We start from the raw sequence: 17,017 nt of genomic DNA on the forward strand, positions 1-17,017 counted from the left end.
CCCCACGGTTCCCGGCCACATCCGAGGTCACCACTCCAGCGTCTCACCGCCCACTCGCACACGGCCGAAGAACCGCTGCCCTATGTCTGACCCGTTGCGGTTGTAGCCGTTCATGATTTCCGCGAGCTCACCGGCGAGGGCTCGTAGCGCAGCACTGAAGGTCTCGACACCATCTTCGCCGTCCCATCCCCAATCCCTGGGGACGCCGTGGATCGTGATGTCGATGCCGGCATCATCAGGCGTCTCGACGGTGAAGCTGATCCCTGGAGGGGCATCGCCGATCGGGTCGTTGACGGCAACCTGTTCCGGCACAGCCGCAGCCGGCAACGTCACTCGCGCTAGCGCTATGTCCTCGCGGATCATGTCTGCGATTCGCGAGGGACCGGCATGCCGGCCGACCCGATCATGGCGCGCGCCATATGTACGGTCACCGTAGCCGTACTGGGTGCGCGACCTGTCCAGAACTCGCTCGAGCATTCTTTGTGCTGCTGCCCGTTCACTGTCCCCGGTGCGTGGGTGCTCGATCAGACTTCGCAGCCGCATGATTCGGAGGCTCGCTTTGTCGGCCACCCACGCAGGGTATCGCGCAACCATCTTCCCTGTGCTCGGACCGGATTCCACGGGTCGAATGTGCTTCCACCGCGACCGCTCGCGGGCCGAAGGGTGCCCTGTATGACGATCACCGAAAAGGACAGCTCGCACCGACATAAGCTCCCGGACATGGACGTCCGAGTAGAGATCGTGCGGGAGGCGAGTCGAGAACTCGTCGACGCCTTCAGCGGGTTGCTTCCGCAATTGTCTTCGACCGCCAAGCCCCTCGACCCCGAGGCGATCGACCGGATGGTGAGCTGTGATGCCAACACCGTGCTCGTCGCCCGGACGCCTGATGCGGTGGTCGGCACCCTGACCCTGGTGTTGCTGCCTCTGCCGTCCGGCGTGAGGGCCCGTATCGAAGACGTCGTCGTCGACGGTGTGGCGCGAGGCCACGGAATCGCCGGTCTCCTCACTCGGGAGGCCCTGCGCATCGCCCGGGAGTCGGGTGCCCGGACGGTGGATCTCACCTCCCGGCCGGATCGTGCAGCGGCCAATCGGCTCTACGAACGTCTCGGCTTCCAGGCGCGCCCGTCCAAGGTCTACCGCTTTCCGTTGGACGGCTGAGGGGTCCGGACCACGAGTCGGCAGTCGTTACAGCGCCGATGCCCACCCGGCCGTGTCGTCGTCGCTCGGAATGGCCAGAATCCCTTGCCACAGCACGAGAATGTCGAACCATTGTGCCTCCGCAGGGCTGAGAGGTCTCACGGTCTCGTACCCGGCGAGCAGCGTCTGCCGCACCGCTGCGGGTGTCGGCCGCCAGTCCGTGAATCGTGTCCCGAGATAGACGCCGGCCTTTGCCAGGTCGTTCACTCGGTGATCAAGCACCACTTCGTCGAAATCGAGTACCCCGACGACCCTCGAGTCTCGCGTCAGGATGTTGGCTGCACGAAAGTCGTTGTGTACCAGCTGAGGCTCGTCTTCGAGCTCAGGCAGTCCCGGCAGACGATCCTTGATTCGGCGCGATGCCTCCGGCGCGAATCCACGATCCCGGTGCGCCAACCAGTCATCGATGCGCTCCGCCAGACCCGTGGTGCGCGGCGACCACGGTGAGGGTCCGTGGTGACCGCCACCGAGCGCCCGATGTACCTCGGCCAGGCACGCTCCGGCCGCATGGACCGCCGAAGGATCGGTGATGTCCAGCCAGTCTCCCGTCAGTTCCGGCAGCACGGTGACCGACAGCGCACCTGCCGGACCTTCGAGCGATGCACGGTCGACGCCGTCGACGGCCGCAATCGGCACCGCCACCGGCAGACCGTGTCCGCCGAGCGTGCGCAGCAGCCGTGTCGAAGCTTCCAGCTTCGCGAAGAGTGGAAGGGCCCGCGACCATTTCACCACCAACGCGCCCTGGCTGCTGTCCACCCACACGATCGCGTTGTGGCCGCTGATCACCATGCGAGAGCAGCGCTCAGCGGTGATCTCCCACGTCTGCGCAAGCGTTCCCGAGACCCACTCCGCGACCGCGGCGAAGCCGTCGAAGCCGAATCGCTCCTGCAGTGCGACCTCCGGGTCCACCGACTCCCACAGCATGGACAATCCCGGCGGCAGCATCCCTCGACTGTAGTGAGGCCGAAGGGGGCGCGTGATGAGGCTGTGTCGACGAACGGCCCGGTGGCGGTTCGATCAGTCGACGTCGGAGCCGTCGTCGTCGATGCCGGACTTCTTCCGCAGTGGCACCTCGCGCCAGATGAGGATCAGCACCAGCGATGCGACGGCGAGGACGACGATCGGCGGGTAGACCGCCTCGAACGCGATCGCGAACCCGTCCTTGAACGGTGCGGCGAGGGTCGGATTCAGTTGCTCGATGAAGGATGTGTCGTTCATCGCGGCCTGCGCGGCGCTCGGGTCTCCGCTCATGAGGCCACGCGAGATCGCCGCTTCGACGGGGTTGGCGCTGTTCACCCCGGCCGCCACGGCCTGCTGGAACTCCGGGGATCTGGCGGCGTCCTGCAGTTGGGTGCTGATCGCCGGCGTCAGCTGTGCGAACAGGATCGACAGGAACAGCGCGACCCCCAGCGTGCCGCCGATCTGCCGGAAGAACGTGGCGGCGGCGGTCGAGACGCCCATGTCCTTGGGCGGCAACGCGTTCTGGATCGCGAGGGTCAGCGGCTGCAGCAGGTTTCCCAGGCCCAGTCCGAGCACGAAGATGAACACCATGAACACCGGCAGGCTGGTCTGCGCGGTCACGGTGTGCAGCAGCAGGGCCGCGACGGCGATCAGCACCGCGCCAACGATCGTGAAGATCCGGTAGCGGCCGGTCCTGGCGATCAACTGACCGGACAGGATCGATCCGAGCGCGATCCCCAGCACGGCGGGCAGCATCTGGAATCCGGCCATCGTCGGGCTCGATCCCTTGACCACCTGCAGGAACTGCGGGATCACCGTGATGGCGCCGAACATCACGGCACCGACAAGGAAGCTGATGAGCACGCCGAGGGCGAAGGTCTGGCCGCGGAAGAAGTGCAGCGGGAACAGCGCAGCGTCGCGCATGACGTATTCGACGGCGACGAACCCGAGCACCCCGACGACGCCGATTCCGTAACAGATCAGGGCCTTGTCGCTACTCCACCCCCACTCGCGGCCCTGCTCGGCGACCACCAGCAACGGCACCAGTCCGATCGCGAGGACCAGCGCTCCCCACCAGTCGATCCGCATCACCCGGTGCACCGGTGGCAGGTGCAGGACCCGCCACACCACCGCGAGCGCGACCATCCCGATCGGCACGTTGACCAGGAACACCCACCGCCAGCCCGCGATGCCGAGGATCTGGTCCTGCCCCGCGAGCACGCCGCCGATCACCGGCCCCAGCACGCTCGACGTGCCGAACACCGCCAGGAAGTAGCCCTGGTACTTCGCGCGTTCGCGCGGCGGGACGATGTCGCCGACGATGGCCAGCGCCAGCGAGAACAGGCCGCCGGCTCCGAGTCCCTGGATCGCCCGGAACACCGCCAGCATGTACATCGACTGCGCGAACGTGCACAGGATCGAGCCGACCACGAACAGCACGATCGCGGCCATGAAGTACGGCTTGCGGCCGTGGATGTCGGACAGCTTCCCGTACAGCGGGGTGACCAGGGTCGCGGTGATGAGGTAGGCGGTGGTCACCCATGCCTGCAGCGCGTACCCGTCGAGGTCGTCGGCGATGGTGCGCATCGCGGTGGCGACGACGGTCTGGTCGAGCGCGGCGAGGAACATGCCGAGCAGCAGGCCGCTGAGGATCGCCAGGATCTGGCGGTGCGTGAATGTGGCCTGCTGCCCGGAGTCCTCCGGCGCGACGGCGGATTCGACGTTCCGGTCGGAATCCTGAGGTTCCTCGGCCATGTCGGTCCCTCGCCGTCGCTCTCACAACTGCAGTGGCAAACGCCTCTCGAGCCTAGCGGCCCTGGAACTCGGGCGGACGCTTCTGGAACACCGCCGTGATGGCCTCGGTGAGGTCCTCCGACGGCAGGAAGGCAGCATTCCACGCGGCCACGTAGCGCAGGCTGTCGTTCACCGCCGCGGAACGGCCGTGATCGAGCACGTCCTTGATGCCGTGCACGACCAGCGGGGGGTTCGCCGCGATGTCGGCGGCGGTTGCGTGGGCCGCGGCCAGGACGGCGTCGGCGTCCTCGAACACGTCGTTGACCAGGCCGATCTTCTCCGCGCGGGCGGCGTCGATGTCCTTGCCGGTCAGCGCCAGCTCACGCAGGTGCCCGTCCCCGATGATCGCGGGCAGGCGGGCGAAACTGCCCATGTCGGCGACGATGGCCACCTTGACCTCGCGGATGCTGAACTTCGCGTCGGCGCTCGCGTAGCGGATGTCGGCCGCGGAGATCAGGTCGACGCCGCCACCGATGCACCAGCCCTGGATCGCGGCGACCACGGGCTTTCGGCAGTCCGCGACCGCGTTGATGCCGGACTGCATCCGCTTGATGAGGTTGTGGAAATCGGTGCGGGGTCCGGCCTGCGCCTTGTCGGCGAGGACGGCACCGAAGCCGCCGCTCATCGCGGGCAGATCCAGACCGAAGGAGAAGTGCTTGCCGGATCCGGCGAGCACGACGGCGCGGACCTCGGGGTCCGCATCGAGCTCGGCGAAGATGTCGGGCAGTTCCTCCCAGAAGTCCGGCCCCATCGCGTTGCCCTTACCGGGACCGATCAGGGTCACCTGGGCGACGTGGTCCTTGCGCTCGACTGTGAACGCCTTCCAGCTCTGCTTTTCCGTCATTACTCGAGAGTAACCTTTGGCGTTCCCTTCGGCACCGGGTCAGGGGGCAACCGGGTAGTGGCTGGTGATCGCGACCCGGTTCCACGCGTTCATCACGACCGCGAGCCAACTGACCGCCGACGCCTGCTCGTCGGTCAGCGAGCCGTCGTCCCACGCCCGAGGGTCCGGCACCGACAGCCGGGTCACCTGCTCCGCCAGGGCCAGCGCAGCCCGTTCCTGCGCGGTGAAGTACTGCGACTCCCACCACGCCGCCACGACCGCCAGGCGGTCGCTCGTCTCCCCCTTCGCGACGGCATCGCGGGTGTGCATGCGCAGGCAGAAGGCGCACCCGTTGAGCTGCGAGACGCGGATCTTGACGAGTTCCCCGAGGAGTGGGTCCAGACCTGCCGCCTCGATCGCGGCATCGGCCTGCCCGTTGAGGACGATGAGTTGCTTGTATGCGTCCGGGTGCTGCTTGCTGAGGTTCACGGAGCTCATGAGGTTTCCTTTCGAGGCAGGCACGTCCGACGGCGCGATACCGATGCGGTCATTCCCGATGCCTGACGATGTTCAGAATGTTGCCATCCGGCGCTCGGACGAAGAATCTGCGCACACCCCAGGGCTCGGTGGTCAACGGGTACACGATCTCGTAGCCACACTCCTGAGCCTCCGCGTACGCCGCATCCACGTCGTCGGTGTGCACCGATACGACCGAATCCTCAGGAGCGGAAGCATCTTTCGTGACGAGCTGGACACTCGCCCCGGTATCCGGTGCGGTGAGGCGCGCCACCCAGCCCATGTCGAACTCCTCGGTGCTCAACCCGAGGTAGTCCGTATAGAAGCGTTTGGCGGCATCGACGTCGGGCACATCGAGATTGGCCGTGATGCGGGTGACACGCACGACGTCCTCCTTCTCCGGGGCGTGGACGGACGTCTTCGATTCTCCCCGTTCGGACGGAACCGGTGCGCCCGACTCGCGATTCCCGTGTCGGCGCCGGCCTGTAGAACTGGCCTGAAGAACTACGGGGCAAGACACGCGAAGGAGACAGATCGGTCATGGGAAGGCTTGTGAGAGATCGGATCCGGCTGGACCAGCCCGGGAGTTCGATTGCCGCCACCGAGCCGCGCGAACCGGTGCGGCCCGTTAGTTAATTGTGTGCAAAATCCGCGCCGACCGACTGACACCCGACGCGCGGCGCATGATCGAATTACCGACAGGAGGAACACCGGCGGCGGCGAGCGAGGTTGCCCATGTTGATGCACCAGGGAATCGGCCTGGACCGGTTCAACGAACTACCCCGTCGTCGCGCGGTGCACGCGTTGTTCGAGTGCTGCTGCTGCCTGTCGTGGTCGGTCCGGCTGGCCGACGGGCGCGCGTACGCGACGCACACCGATCTGCTGAGCCGAGCGGAGAAGGAGCTGCGGGTCCTGCCCGAGCCGGAGATCCAGCAGGCCCTGCAGGGCCATCCCCGGATCGGCTCGAGGGCCCGCAGCCTGCGCTCCTCCCGCGAACAGTGCGCGGTGTGGGTCGAGGACGAGGCCGTGATGCGCACGCTCGACGAGGCCGGTGCCGCGTACGAGGAGCGGTTCGGGTTCCGGTATCTCTGGTGCGCCGACGGCCGGGACGGGCGGGCACTGCTGGCGAACCTCACGGACCGGATGACCCACGACCTCGACACCGAGCGCGACGTCCGCACAGCCGAGCTCGCGATGATCACACGGACGCGGCTCGAGCGGATGCTCGGCCCGGAGGGTGGGTTCCCCGACTACTGAGGTCGGGTGGCCCGCGCCACGGCCCCGGCGAACAGCGCGGTCACCGCGGCGCCCATGGCTCGCTGATCGACTTCCTCGGGGTCGACGGAGTGTTCGAGGACCAGACCGGAGATGAGCGCCATCAACGAGATCGCGGTGGTCCGCACGTCGACGTCGACGCCCCACTCGCGTGCGCGGTCGCCGATCAGTTCGACGAGTTTGCCGCGCAGATAACGACGTTCGCGCAGATATGCCTGTTTGATGTTGGGGTCGCGGCCCGCCTGCACCCCGAACTCGAGGACCAGTAGCGACCATCCGGGATCCGCGATGAGGGCCGACGCGACCTCGGTCCCACCCTTGCCCACCGCGTCGGCGGGGTCGAGTCCGGAGATCTCGGCGAGGACCCGGCCGGCGAGTTCGAGCGATCGCTGCGCGAACAGTTCGGCGAACAGGTCCTGCTTGGACTCGAAGTTCGAGTACACCGCGCCCTTGGTGAACCCGGCCCGACGCGCGATCTCGGCGAGGCGGGCGGCGGCGAAGCCGCGTTCGGCGAACTCGTCCGCGGCTGCATCGAGAATGCGTCCGCGCACCACATCCCGGGCCGGACGCGCGGTCGCGGCCACCTCGTCTTGACGACTACCAGTCACGATACCTACGGTATTCAATACCCGCGGTATCGACAAGACCGTCGGGACCCGAACAGACTTCGAGGACACCCGTGACCACATCGACCGAGACACCGATCCATCCCACGGCAACCGCCGCGCCCCCGCCTGCGCACCAGAGTCCGCTCGAACGCTTCGGCGCCGGCAAGGTCATGGCGGCACTCGTGGTCGGCGTGCTGGCGCTGCAACTCGGCTTCATCCTCAGTTACGTGGCAGCGTTCCATCAGCCGACCGCGCGGGACATCACGGTCGCGGTCGTCGCCGCCCCCGGCATCCCGGCCGACATCCGACAGCAGTCGGTGGACCAGCTGAACGCGATCGACGGGCATCCCGTGGACGCCCGGACCGCGGCCGACACCGGCGAGGTCCGGCGCCTGCTGCGGGACCGCGAGATCCAGGGCGCGTACGTCATCGATCCGAGCGGGACGGACACCCTGATCACCGCGAGCGCGGGAGGCAGTTCGATCGCGTCGGCGCTCGAGTCGGTCTTCCAGCGGGTCGCGGCGGACCAGGACCGGCAGTTCGTGGTGCGCGACGAGATCCCCGTCGGCGCCCACGACAACCGCGGCCTCTCGGGCTTCTACCTGTCGATCGGCTGGGTCGTCGGCGGCTACCTGCTGGCCGCGGCGATCGGGCTGTTCATCGGCGCGCCGTCGACGGTGCGCCAGGCCTGGACGCACATCGCGGTCCTGTTCGGCTATGCGGTGGCGTCGGGCGCGCTCGGCGCCCTGATCACGACGCACGTGCTGGGAACGTTTGCCGGGCACTGGTTCCCGTTGTGGCTGCTGGGAACGGGCGTGGTGTTCGGGACGGCCCTGTTCACCCTGGGCCTGCGCGCGGCGGTGGGCATTCTCGCGGTCCCGCTCGCGATCGCAGTGTTCGTGGTGTTGGGCAATCCGAGCGCGGGTGGCGCATTCGGCGCGAACGTGATTCCCAGCTTCTACGCCGCGATCGGGAGGTGGATCACGCCCGGCGCGGGCACCGAGGGTGTGCGCAGCATCGTGTACTTCGACAATGTCGGCGTCGGCCAGCCGGCGCTCGCTCTCGCCCTGTACGCCGCGGTGGGTGCGGCCATGCTGCTCGGCTTCACCGCGTGGCGGACCCGCCGTGCCCGGACTTCGCTCACGCATACGCCTACCCGCGACGCGAGTTAGTCCTACCCTGGGAGCATGCCCAGGCTGCTGCATCCCAATGCGGCGCACGTCGCCGACACGCTGATCGCGCGCGGACATCACGGGGTCATCGTCACCCAGCCCGCGCCGACGCACAGTGCCGCCGAGGCAGCGGACATTCTGGGCGCGCAGCTCGGTGCCATCGTCAAGTCGCTGGTGTTCCTGCTCGACGACGAGCCGGTGTTGCTGCTGGTGTCGGGGGCACACGAGGTCGATGTGGCCGCCACGGGCGCCCGCCTGCAGGGCACGCTGTCGCGGGCCCCGCTCGACGTGGTCCGGGAGGTCACCGGACAGCCGATCGGCGGGGTCGCACCGCTCGGGCATCCCACCAATCTGCCCACCTACCTCGACGCCGCGCTGGCCGGCTACCCGGATCTGTGGGCGGCGGCCGGGCACCCCGACACGGTCTTCCGGACCACGTTCCCGGAGCTGCTGCGGGTGACGGCGGGCCTGGCGGTCGACATGGGCCGCGCCGTGGAGGACGCCAGGATCGGACGCGACAACCAGTTGCCCGCTGAGTGAACGTAAGCATGCCAGGGCAGTGAGCCCGGCCTTATAGTGACGGCAGTCAACCAGGTCCGAATCGGAGAATGCCTTGTCACAGCACGTCGAGAATGCGCCCGACCTCACCGTCGTCCCCAGCGAGGCGGGCATCGGCAACGACGAGTACAAGGCGGCCATGCGCCGCCACCCGGCCGGCGTCACGATCGTCACCCTCGACTCGGAGTCCGGCCCGGTCGGTTTCACCGCGACGTCGTTCGCGTCGCTGTCGATGAATCCGCCGCTGATCTCGTTCAACATCGCGCTCAACTCGTCGAGTATCAACGCGCTGCACGCCGCCGATTCGATCGTGGTGCACCTGCTCGGCGAGCACCAGCAGCACCTGTCGCAGCGCTTCTCGCGCAGCGCCGACCAGCGTTTCAGCGACGAGTCGCTGTGGTCCCGGCTCGAGACGGGCGAGCCGGTGCTGCACGGCACCCCGATCTGGATGCGCACCACCGTCCACCAGCTCATCCCTGCGGGCGATCACACCCTCGTGATCGGTCTGATCACCCGCATCCACAACGAGAACGACGACGAGGCCGCGGCGGCACCCCTGCTGTACCACGAGGGGCGCTACCACCGCGCGACGCCGCTCGACTAGGCGCTTCGACGCAGTTCCGGCCAGGTTCGTCCACGACGAGCCTGGCCGGAGCCGTTCACGGGGCCGGGCGGTCAGGCCGTTTCGGCACCCGACCCCAGCCGGGGGAAGGGTTCGGTGGCGAACACCACCTCCACGGCCACGTCGAAGTAGGCGGCGATCCGCAACGCCAGATGCAGGCTGGGACTGTATTCGCCGCGCTCGAGGTAGCCGACGGTCTGATAGTGCACGCCCAGCGCCTCGGCCAGCTCCCGCCGCGATATGCCCCGTTCGGCGCGCAGCATCGCGATGCGGTTGTAGATGACTTCAGAAGGCACGCTGCATCGCCTTGTCCCGCCGCTCGGCCATGCTCGATCCTGATTCGTGACGCGCCATGCGTCGCAACACTACCGGCGCGATCAGCAGTCCTGCGACCGCCCAAACACCCAGCACCGCGGCGGTCTCGAGATGCCGCCAGGACTGGTCGATCTCGATCGCGGCCGCGTCGTCGGGCAGCAACGCCGAGCGCATGCCGAGCCCGACCCAGTAGATCGGGAACGCCTGACCGACGCCCTGGAGCCAGCCGGGCAGTGCGGTGATCGGATAGAAGATGCCCGACACGGCGACCAGCGCCATCATCGGCATCGTCAGCAGGAACGTGGCGCGCGGCCCCTCGAGGACGCCGCCGAGGATCGCCCCGGCCGGCAGAGTGGCGAGCAGCCCGAGCAGCACCACCCACACGAAGGTCGTCCACGCGCCCACCCCGTCCAGTGACGACCCGCCGATGATCACGATCCCCGCCGCCAGCACGACGGCCACCTGCACCAGCACCGAGCCGGACGCGGACAGGATCTTGCCGACGAAGTAGCCGACCATCCCGTTGGGCGCCGCCTTGGCTCGGAGCAAGGTGCCATCCTCCCGGTCGAGCACCAGCACGTTGGTGATCGCGAAGATGCCGTTGAACGCGATGATGCTGCCGATGAGGCCGGGCAACGCCAGCTCGGCGACCGAGAGATCGCTGCCCGCATAGTCCCGGTTGCGCAGCAGGTAGAGCGCGACGAGCGCGATGACCGGCATCGCGAACTGGCCGATGAGGTCGGGGGCGTTGGTGTACAGCTGGCGGAACTCGATCCATCCGCGAGTGAACCCGGCGCGGACAGCGGTAGTGGTGGGATTCATCGTGTGACCTCCGCGAGAGTGTGCACGGCCGTCTCGACCTCGTCGGATTCGAATCGACGGACCAGCGTCATGTAGGTGTCCTCCAGCGAGGCGCGGCGTACCTCCAGTTCCTCGATGCGATCGCCGTGCTGCTTGAACAGTTCGTGGACGAACTTCGTCGACTCCGTGGTGGTGTGGACGAAGCGCTGGTGGTCGACGGTCCAGCGCACCTCGGCCTCGCCCGCGATCGTGCGGGACAGCTCGTCGGCCGAGCCGTCGGCGATGATGCGCCCACCCGCCAGGATCAGGATCCGGTCGGCGATCTTCTCCGCCTCGTCGAGGTCGTGCGTGGTGAGCAGCACCGTCGTGTCCTCGAGATCGGACAGGCGGTGCACCAGGTCGTGGAAGTCCCGGCGGGCAGCGGGGTCGAAACCCGCGGTCGGCTCGTCCATGAACAGCAGTTCCGGACGTCCCACGATTCCGATCGCCACGTCCAACCGGCGGCGCTGACCACCGGACAGCGTGGCGATCCTGGCGTCCGCCTGCTCGGTGAGCCCGGCCAGGGCGATGAGTTCTCCTGTGTCCCAGGGATCCCGTGCTCGATCGACGAGGTAGGGCCGATAGAACGCGCCGAGATGGTCGAGTAGTTCGCGTACCCGCCACTTGGCGTGGTCGCGCCACGACTGCAGGACGACGCCGACCCGGGATCGCCACTGCTCGTCGCCGTGTTCGGGATCGGCACCCAGGACCGCGACCCGGCCGGCCGAGCGCCCGCGGAAGCCCTCCAGGATCTCGATCGTGGTGGTCTTTCCCGCCCCGTTGGGACCCAGCATGACCAGCACCTCGCCGCGCCGCGCCTGGAACGTCACGTCGCGCAGGACGTCGGTGGTGCCGTACCGCATCTGCAGTGCGCCGACGTCGAGGACGACGTCGCTTCTCAAAGTCATGAACCCTCCCTAGTCACGATCCTTCGATGTTTTGTAGCATACCTACTACATATTGCAGCGGTAGTGCTTCGCCGAATCCTGCCGATCAGCGACTTCGCGCAGCGACCGGCCGTAGCATTGAACGGGCACCGTCCGATCCACAGGATCGAGAAGTCATGGACCTGCAGCTGGCCGGAAAGACCGCCGTCGTCACGGGCGCGAGCAAGGGCATCGGGCTCGCGGTGACCACCGCATTGGTCGCCGAGGGCGCGCGCGTCGTCGCCGGATCACGCACTCGCACTGCGGAAATCCAGTCGATGGAGGCCGACGGAAATGTGACGTTCGTGCCGTGCGACCTGTCCACCGCGGAGGGGCCGGTGACCCTGATCGAGGCGGCCGCCGAGGACGGCGGTGTGGACATCCTGGTCAACAACGCGGGCGCCGTCACGCCGCGTACCGGCGGATTCGCGAGCGTCTCCGACGACGAATGGCTGGCGTCGCTGACCCTGACCTTCCTGTCCGCGGTGCGGACCACCCGCGCCGCACTCCCCCAGCTCGTCCGGCGCGGCGGCGGGGCCGTCGTGACCGTCAGCTCGGTCAACGCGTTCCTGCCAGATCCCGGGGTGGTCGACTACTCCGCTGCGAAGGCCGCACTCACCAACTTCTGCAAATCACTGTCCAAAGAAGTTGCGGGTCAGAACATTCGGGTCAATACGGTCAGCCCCGGACCGGTCACCACCGCCCTGTGGCTCGCCGACGACGGGGTCGCCTCCACCGTTGCCCGGGTCGGCGGCAGCACCGCGGAGGCGGTCGTCGCGGCCGCCGCCGCCGGGTCCGAAACCGGACGCTTCACCCGCCCCGACGAGGTCGCGGATCTGGTGCTGTTCCTCGCGAGCGAGCGATCCGGCAACACCACCGGGGCCGACGTCGTCATCGACGGCGGGCTGATCAAAACGCTGTGAGCACTGGGACGGTCACGGAAATGGAGCGCACCTTCGACAGCCTGGTCACCGAAGCCGAGGCCGCTTCGGTCGACGGCTGGGAGTTCTCCTGGCTCGACGGCCGCGCCACCGAACAGCGGCCGTCGTGGGGCTATCAGCGGCTGCTGGGCGAGCGCCTTGCTCGAGCGACGGCCGCACTCGATATCGAGACCGGCGGCGGCGAGGTCCTCGCGGGCGCCGGCGCGATTCCCCGGATGATGGCCGCGACGGAGTCCTGGCCACCCAACCTGGCGAAGGCCGCGGAGGTACTGCACCCGTTGGGCGTGGTGGTGGTCGCGGCGTCGGACGAGCCACCACTACCCTTCGCGGACAACGCCTTCGACCTGGTCAGCAGCCGTCACCCCAATGTCGTTTCCTGGCCGGACATCGCGCGGGTGCTCGCCCCCGGTGGAACCTATCTGGCCCAACACGTGGGTCCCGAGAGCGTCTTCGAGCTCGCCGAGTTCTTCCTCGGCCCACAGCCCGAGGCGCGTCTACTGAGGCATCCCGACACGGCCGCGTCCGAGGCGCGCGCCGCCGGACTCGAGATCGTGGATCTGCGGTTCGAGCGACTGCGCATGGAGTTCTTCGACATCGGAGCGGTGGTCTACTTCCTACGGAAGGTGATCTGGATCGTTCCGGGCTTCACCGTCGGCGCCTACCGTGACCGGTTGCGGGACCTCGACCGACACATCCGCATGGAGGGGTCGTTCGTCGCCCATTCCACCCGATTTCTCATCGAGGCCCGCAAGCCGGATTGACGGAACGGTCTCAGGACGCGCGTGCGCGACGATGCAGCCCGAACCGCGCGAGCGCGTCGTGGACAGTCTCGGACGCGGTGACGAGCCCGCGGCGTTCGAGCCACGGCAGCGTGCCGTCGACCACGCGCTCGAGGACCTTCGGGAGCGCGAGCGGAACCAGCGTCACCCCATCCGCGACGTCGGCGGCGTGGATGTCGGCGATCAGGCTCGCGAGCCCCTCGGCGGTCCCGATGTAGGACAGCGACGCCGGCAGGTGCGGCACTCCCAGGGTCTCGTCGAGCAACGCGAGTTCGGAACGCGCGCTTCGGGAATCGCCGGCCAGGAGGGTCTCGATGTCGACCAGCACGGTGATCCCGTCGGGATCGCGTCCCTCGGCGGCCGCCTCCGCCCGGATCCGAGCTCGGGTCTGCTGTGCCTCACGCAGGTCGGACGCCCGAATCCGGAAGACGACGGGTGGCTGCGCAGCCAGGTCGAGCTCGTCGGGGCCATCGGTCAGGTCGACCCAGTAGTCGGGGCCGGTGAGCGGGACGTTGCCGGCGACACGGGCCGCGGCGGGGTGGTGTCCCGCACCGGCCAGTTCGACGGCGACGCGGAGCGGGCGGTGGGGTACGGCAGTGGAGAGGGCGGTGAGAACGTTCTCGGACATGACAATTCCTCGCAGGAAAGCAGGTACAGGGGCGCGGAATGATCAGCGCGTACACATGCCGGACGAGGTGCGGCACATGTCGACGTGCCGGCGGGACCAGTGACCGCCCGTGTTCGTCGACTCCATGCGCGTCACGCTATTTGTCTCCTCGCGTCCCCACCAGGGTTCGAATCACGGCGATTTCGGTGGCAGTGCCGGCTACACGCACTCGGAGGAGCCGGTGGCCCGCTCGGAGAATCCGCGGGTCTCGGGAACCGGGTTCCACAGGCCGTCGGTCTTGCCGTAGTTCCAGGTCTCGTCGCCGGCGGCGAGTTGGCGGACGGCCGCGATGAGGCGTTCGACGTCGCCCGAGCTGGTGCCCAACCCAAGGCTGGCGCGCACGGCACCGCCGGCGTGGCCGATGCGATTGAGCAGCGGGTGAGCGCAGAAGCGGCCGTCGCGCACACCGATTCCGTGCTCGGCCGACAGGAACGCGGCGATCCGGCCCGGCTCGAAGCCGTCGATCGTGAAGGTGACGATGCCGACGCTGTCCGGCGCGTCCGACCACAGACGCAGCAGGTGCACACCGTCGATCTCCGCGAGGCCGTCCGCGAGGCGGGTCGACAGCACCCGTTCGTGTTCGACGACACGGTCGAAGTTCAAGGCGGACAGCGCATCACACGCGGCTGCGAGAGCAGCGACACCGAGGACGTTGGGGCTGCCGGCCTCGTGGCGCGCGGGTGCGGGCGCCCAGCAGGTCTCGTCGATCGTCACCTCGCGGACAGCGCCGCCACCGGCGAGGTACGGCTGCGCGTCGTCGAGCCAGTCACGACGGCCGACCAGCACGCCGGCGCCGAAGGGTGCGTACAGCTTGTGCCCGGAGAAGGCCAGGTAGTCGACGCCGCACTCGGTGAGGTTCACGCGGCGATGCGGGGTCAGCTGGGCGCCGTCGACGAGGATCCGGGCGCCGCAGCGGTGCGCGATGTCGGCCAGTTCCGCGATCGGCAGCACCTCACCGGTGACGTTGGAGGCCCCGGTGACGGCGAGCAGCGCGGCGGGCTTGGCGCACAGTTCGGCGACCAGACGGCGGATGGTCTCGGCGACTGTGTCGGCGGCCTCGACGATGCGGGAGTTCTTCCACGGCAACAGGTTTGCGTGGTGCTCGATGTCGAGGACGACGACGTCGCCGGGCACGCAGTTGGCGAGGAGGTTGAGCGAGTCGGTGGTGTTGCGGGTGAAGACGACGACCTGGTCGGCGTCGGCGCCGACGAAGCGCTCCACCGATCCGCGGGCGTTCTCGTAGGCCTCGGTGCTCACGCGCGAGGCGTAGCCGGCGCCGCGGTGCACGCTGGCGTAGAAGGGCAGCAGTTCCTGGACGCGGTCCGTGACCTGAGCCAGGGCCGGGGCGCTGGCCGCGTAGTCGAAGTTCGCATAGGTGCAGGTTCCACCCCCGACAAGCGGAACCTGCAGGTCACAGCCCGAAACCTGAGCAATCGGGGCGGTGGCGCAGCAGGTATCGGCGGTCAGTACAGCGGTCATCACGACATCCTTCGAGTTCAGGACTCGTCGGCGATGAGAGTTGACGCCATCGGAGTCCGCGCTTGCCGTGGCCTTGTGGCCGACAGCCTGGTCGTCACCCGGAGCACCCCACCGCGGTTGGAGGGTTGCCGACCAGCTAGCCGGGGCTTGACGCTGGTACTCGTGACCTGGCAACGAGAATGGCAGAGGCGTCCGCGCCATGTCAACCCACCGTCAACCCTTCGAACGTGAGACGACAGTCACACCTCTTCGAGCTCCGCGAGGCGCCGCTCGAGAAACCGGCGGGACGACGTGTTCCGTGCCAGTGCCACCGCCCGTCGGTACTCGGAGGCAGCCTCCGTGGCACATCCCGCGCGCCGCAGCAGATCGGCACGGACCGCCGCCACGACGTGACCCAGCCGGGTCACATCGGCCTCATCCACGGCGCCGACGGCGTCGAGGCCGGCACTCGGACCGTCCCGAAAGCTCACCGCCACAGCCCGATTGAGTCTCACGACCGGAGATTCGCACAGTTCGAGCAGGCGGTCGTACGCGCGCACGATCGCCACCCAGTCGGTGGCAGTGAACGTCGGCGCGACGGCGTGCGCGGCAGCGATCGAGGCCTCCAGTGCGTACCGGCCACCACCACCGGCACGCGCAACGGTCAAGCGCGCCAAGCCTTCCGAAATCCGGTCGCCGTCCCAACCGGCACGATCCTGTTCGTCGAGCGGGACGGCCCGGCCGGTCTCGTCGGCGCGGGCGGCGCGACGGCTGTCCTGCAGGTACATCAGCGCGGTCAGTCCCCACACCTCGGGTTCGTCGGGCATGAGTTCACACAGCAGACGCCCCAGAGGCAGCGCCTCGTCGCACAACTCGGCGCGTACGGACGATTCACCCGCCATCGCCGAGTAGCCCTCGGTGAAGACGAGATACACACGCGAGAACTGCCGGCAGCCGCTCGGGGAGCGGCTCGGGCGACGGCAGCCGCAACGGGATACCCGCGTTCCGGATCTTCGACTTCGCTCGGCTGAGCCGCTGTCCCACTGTCGATTCGGGACGCATGAAGGCGCGTGCGATCTCGATGTCCCCGACCATCCCGGCGACGGTGGCCAGCGCGCGCCCGGATTCCTCCCGGAACGCGCGTGCCAGGTCCACCGCCGCCTCCCTCATGCCGGTGCGCCCGATCAGTCCGCGACGATCTGCCGGAGCTCGACGCAGCCCTTCGGTCCCAGGGGGATCCGGGAGGCCGGCGCCACTGCCGTGTCCCGGTCGGGCGCCGCAAGCACGTACAGACCGTTCGCGATCTCGCTCGTTTCCGTGAACGGCCCGTCGGTCAGCAGCATCTCGTTCCTCCCGCAGGCGGACGGTGGTCGCCGACGCCGGCTGGAACAGCGCCCCCGAACCCTTGATCCGGTCGCCCGCGATCTCACCGAACCGCTGGTGCTCGTCAACTCGGGCGTCCCATTCGGCCGACCCCGGTTCGTTCGCGGACCCGAGCGGTTCGCGCAGCAGCGCCGCCCACCACGTGTCGACCGGTTCGTCCTCCGCGTTCCAGAACACCATCGG

The 17,017-nt window shown here is 68.4% G+C and carries 21 protein-coding genes and 1 riboswitch; of the genes, 7 read left to right on the forward strand and 14 right to left on the reverse strand.

All coding sequences use genetic code 11. The features are described from left to right. Positions 1-27: 27 nt before the first annotated feature. Positions 28-570, reverse strand: a complete 543-nt coding sequence (locus AC1RIF_RS26450; RefSeq protein WP_492604348.1) for a hypothetical protein — start codon at positions 568-570, stop codon at positions 28-30. A gap of 102 nt (positions 571-672) precedes the next feature. On the opposite strand from AC1RIF_RS26450, the gene AC1RIF_RS26455 reads away from it, so the two are divergent. After that, on the forward strand, positions 673-1,158 hold the full coding sequence (locus AC1RIF_RS26455) for a GNAT family N-acetyltransferase (RefSeq protein WP_492604349.1): 486 nt from the start codon (positions 673-675) through the stop codon (positions 1,156-1,158). A 27-nt stretch (positions 1,159-1,185) separates the two neighbouring features. Here the strand turns inward: AC1RIF_RS26455 and AC1RIF_RS26460 are convergent, their stop codons facing one another. From AC1RIF_RS26460 to AC1RIF_RS26480, 5 genes are all read right to left on the reverse strand, one after another. Continuing rightward, positions 1,186-2,142, reverse strand: a complete 957-nt coding sequence (locus tag AC1RIF_RS26460; RefSeq protein ID WP_492604350.1) for a phosphotransferase — start codon at positions 2,140-2,142, stop codon at positions 1,186-1,188. A gap of 72 nt (positions 2,143-2,214) precedes the next feature. After that, positions 2,215-3,912, reverse strand: a complete 1,698-nt coding sequence (locus AC1RIF_RS26465) for an MDR family MFS transporter (protein ID WP_492604351.1) — start codon at positions 3,910-3,912, stop codon at positions 2,215-2,217. Positions 3,913-3,964: 52 nt separating this feature from the next. After that, complete coding sequence (locus AC1RIF_RS26470) at positions 3,965-4,795, reverse strand: crotonase/enoyl-CoA hydratase family protein (RefSeq protein WP_492604352.1); 831 nt, start codon at positions 4,793-4,795, stop codon at positions 3,965-3,967. Positions 4,796-4,834: 39 nt separating this feature from the next. Continuing rightward, on the reverse strand, positions 4,835-5,272 hold the full coding sequence (locus AC1RIF_RS26475; RefSeq protein WP_492604353.1) for a carboxymuconolactone decarboxylase family protein: 438 nt from the start codon (positions 5,270-5,272) through the stop codon (positions 4,835-4,837). Between the two features lie 49 nt (positions 5,273-5,321). Further along, entirely contained in the window at positions 5,322-5,675 is a 354-nt protein-coding gene (locus AC1RIF_RS26480) for a VOC family protein (protein ID WP_492604354.1), read from the reverse strand. Between the two features lie 350 nt (positions 5,676-6,025). On the opposite strand from AC1RIF_RS26480, the gene AC1RIF_RS26485 reads away from it, so the two are divergent. After that, positions 6,026-6,547, forward strand: coding sequence for a 2-oxo-4-hydroxy-4-carboxy-5-ureidoimidazoline decarboxylase (locus AC1RIF_RS26485; protein ID WP_492604355.1), 522 nt, complete (start codon positions 6,026-6,028; stop codon positions 6,545-6,547). Here AC1RIF_RS26485 and AC1RIF_RS26490 read toward each other — a convergent pair. After that, a complete protein-coding gene (locus AC1RIF_RS26490; RefSeq protein ID WP_492604379.1) occupies positions 6,541-7,116 on the reverse strand; it encodes a TetR/AcrR family transcriptional regulator in 576 nt (191 codons plus the stop codon). The genes AC1RIF_RS26485 and AC1RIF_RS26490 overlap by 7 nt on opposite strands. Before the next feature lie 227 nt (positions 7,117-7,343). Between AC1RIF_RS26490 and AC1RIF_RS26495 the strand changes: the two genes are divergently transcribed. From AC1RIF_RS26495 to AC1RIF_RS26505, 3 genes are all read left to right on the forward strand, one after another. Continuing rightward, positions 7,344-8,345: a hypothetical protein gene (locus tag AC1RIF_RS26495; RefSeq protein WP_492604380.1), complete on the forward strand. Its 1,002-nt coding sequence runs from the start codon at positions 7,344-7,346 to the stop codon at positions 8,343-8,345. A gap of 15 nt (positions 8,346-8,360) precedes the next feature. Then, positions 8,361-8,885, forward strand: coding sequence for a YbaK/EbsC family protein (locus tag AC1RIF_RS26500; protein ID WP_492604356.1), 525 nt, complete (start codon positions 8,361-8,363; stop codon positions 8,883-8,885). A gap of 73 nt (positions 8,886-8,958) precedes the next feature. Beyond that, entirely contained in the window at positions 8,959-9,507 is a 549-nt protein-coding gene (locus AC1RIF_RS26505; RefSeq protein WP_492604357.1) for a flavin reductase family protein, read from the forward strand. 71 nt (positions 9,508-9,578) lie between these two features. Here the strand turns inward: AC1RIF_RS26505 and AC1RIF_RS26510 are convergent, their stop codons facing one another. Genes AC1RIF_RS26510 through AC1RIF_RS26520 form a run of 3 tightly spaced genes read right to left on the reverse strand, consistent with a single transcriptional unit; the run spans position 9,579 to position 11,588 of the window. Further along, positions 9,579-9,821: a helix-turn-helix transcriptional regulator gene (locus AC1RIF_RS26510; protein ID WP_492604358.1), complete on the reverse strand. Its 243-nt coding sequence runs from the start codon at positions 9,819-9,821 to the stop codon at positions 9,579-9,581. Further along, positions 9,811-10,662, reverse strand: coding sequence for an ABC transporter permease (locus AC1RIF_RS26515; RefSeq protein ID WP_492604359.1), 852 nt, complete (start codon positions 10,660-10,662; stop codon positions 9,811-9,813). Before AC1RIF_RS26515 ends, AC1RIF_RS26510 begins: the two co-directional genes overlap by 11 nt. Continuing rightward, complete coding sequence (locus tag AC1RIF_RS26520) at positions 10,659-11,588, reverse strand: ABC transporter ATP-binding protein (RefSeq protein ID WP_492604360.1); 930 nt, start codon at positions 11,586-11,588, stop codon at positions 10,659-10,661. Before AC1RIF_RS26520 ends, AC1RIF_RS26515 begins: the two co-directional genes overlap by 4 nt. A 155-nt stretch (positions 11,589-11,743) precedes the next feature. On the opposite strand from AC1RIF_RS26520, the gene AC1RIF_RS26525 reads away from it, so the two are divergent. Together AC1RIF_RS26525 and AC1RIF_RS26530 are read left to right on the forward strand one after the other, a co-directional pair. Then, the gene (locus AC1RIF_RS26525) at positions 11,744-12,529 is read left to right on the forward strand and encodes an oxidoreductase (protein ID WP_492604361.1); all 786 of its coding nucleotides are present in this window, start codon (positions 11,744-11,746) and stop codon (positions 12,527-12,529) included. Positions 12,530-12,549: 20 nt separating this feature from the next. After that, the gene (locus tag AC1RIF_RS26530; RefSeq protein ID WP_492604381.1) at positions 12,550-13,308 is read left to right on the forward strand and encodes a methyltransferase domain-containing protein; all 759 of its coding nucleotides are present in this window, start codon (positions 12,550-12,552) and stop codon (positions 13,306-13,308) included. A gap of 10 nt (positions 13,309-13,318) precedes the next feature. Here AC1RIF_RS26530 and AC1RIF_RS26535 read toward each other — a convergent pair whose 3' ends face one another. The 4 genes from AC1RIF_RS26535 to AC1RIF_RS26550 form a co-directional block, all read right to left on the reverse strand. Continuing rightward, positions 13,319-13,954: a hypothetical protein gene (locus AC1RIF_RS26535; RefSeq protein WP_492604362.1), complete on the reverse strand. Its 636-nt coding sequence runs from the start codon at positions 13,952-13,954 to the stop codon at positions 13,319-13,321. Between the two features lie 198 nt (positions 13,955-14,152). Next, entirely contained in the window at positions 14,153-15,472 is a 1,320-nt protein-coding gene (locus tag AC1RIF_RS26540; protein WP_492604363.1) for an aminotransferase class V-fold PLP-dependent enzyme, read from the reverse strand. A gap of 53 nt (positions 15,473-15,525) precedes the next feature. After that, positions 15,526-15,640, reverse strand: a riboswitch (SAM riboswitch). Between the two features lie 71 nt (positions 15,641-15,711). Continuing rightward, entirely contained in the window at positions 15,712-16,386 is a 675-nt protein-coding gene (locus AC1RIF_RS26545; protein ID WP_492604364.1) for an RNA polymerase sigma factor, read from the reverse strand. Between the two features lie 249 nt (positions 16,387-16,635). Further along, positions 16,636-16,794 carry a YciI family protein gene (locus AC1RIF_RS26550; RefSeq protein WP_492604382.1) on the reverse strand — a complete coding sequence of 53 codons (159 nt, stop codon included), beginning with the start codon at positions 16,792-16,794 and terminating at the stop codon, positions 16,636-16,638. Positions 16,795-17,017 lie beyond the last annotated feature (223 nt).

The sequence above is a fragment of the Prescottella sp. GW823-FHT02E09 genome, from assembly GCF_058797375.1.

What these genes read in the sequence shown, in the direction of transcription:
- AC1RIF_RS26470 (WP_492604352.1), bottom strand. Translation starts at nt 4,795, where the DNA reads ATGACGGAAAAGCAGAGCTGGAAGGCGTTCACAGTCGAGCGCAAGGAC.
- AC1RIF_RS26535 (WP_492604362.1), bottom strand. Translation starts at nt 13,954, where the DNA reads ATGTCCGAGAACGTTCTCACCGCCCTCTCCACTGCCGTACCCCACCGC.
- AC1RIF_RS26530 (WP_492604381.1), top strand. Translation starts at nt 12,550, where the DNA reads ATGGAGCGCACCTTCGACAGCCTGGTCACCGAAGCCGAGGCCGCTTCG.
- AC1RIF_RS26485 (WP_492604355.1), top strand. Translation starts at nt 6,026, where the DNA reads ATGTTGATGCACCAGGGAATCGGCCTGGACCGGTTCAACGAACTACCC.
- AC1RIF_RS26500 (WP_492604356.1), top strand. Translation starts at nt 8,361, where the DNA reads ATGCCCAGGCTGCTGCATCCCAATGCGGCGCACGTCGCCGACACGCTG.
- AC1RIF_RS26475 (WP_492604353.1), bottom strand. Translation starts at nt 5,272, where the DNA reads ATGAGCTCCGTGAACCTCAGCAAGCAGCACCCGGACGCATACAAGCAA.
- AC1RIF_RS26460 (WP_492604350.1), bottom strand. Translation starts at nt 2,142, where the DNA reads ATGCTGCCGCCGGGATTGTCCATGCTGTGGGAGTCGGTGGACCCGGAG.
- AC1RIF_RS26515 (WP_492604359.1), bottom strand. Translation starts at nt 10,662, where the DNA reads ATGAATCCCACCACTACCGCTGTCCGCGCCGGGTTCACTCGCGGATGG.
- AC1RIF_RS26540 (WP_492604363.1), bottom strand. Translation starts at nt 15,472, where the DNA reads ATGACCGCTGTACTGACCGCCGATACCTGCTGCGCCACCGCCCCGATT.
- AC1RIF_RS26525 (WP_492604361.1), top strand. Translation starts at nt 11,744, where the DNA reads ATGGACCTGCAGCTGGCCGGAAAGACCGCCGTCGTCACGGGCGCGAGC.
- AC1RIF_RS26520 (WP_492604360.1), bottom strand. Translation starts at nt 11,588, where the DNA reads ATGACTTTGAGAAGCGACGTCGTCCTCGACGTCGGCGCACTGCAGATG.
- AC1RIF_RS26465 (WP_492604351.1), bottom strand. Translation starts at nt 3,912, where the DNA reads ATGGCCGAGGAACCTCAGGATTCCGACCGGAACGTCGAATCCGCCGTC.
- AC1RIF_RS26550 (WP_492604382.1), bottom strand. Translation starts at nt 16,794, where the DNA reads ATGCTGCTGACCGACGGGCCGTTCACGGAAACGAGCGAGATCGCGAAC.
- AC1RIF_RS26455 (WP_492604349.1), top strand. Translation starts at nt 673, where the DNA reads ATGACGATCACCGAAAAGGACAGCTCGCACCGACATAAGCTCCCGGAC.
- AC1RIF_RS26495 (WP_492604380.1), top strand. Translation starts at nt 7,344, where the DNA reads ATGGCGGCACTCGTGGTCGGCGTGCTGGCGCTGCAACTCGGCTTCATC.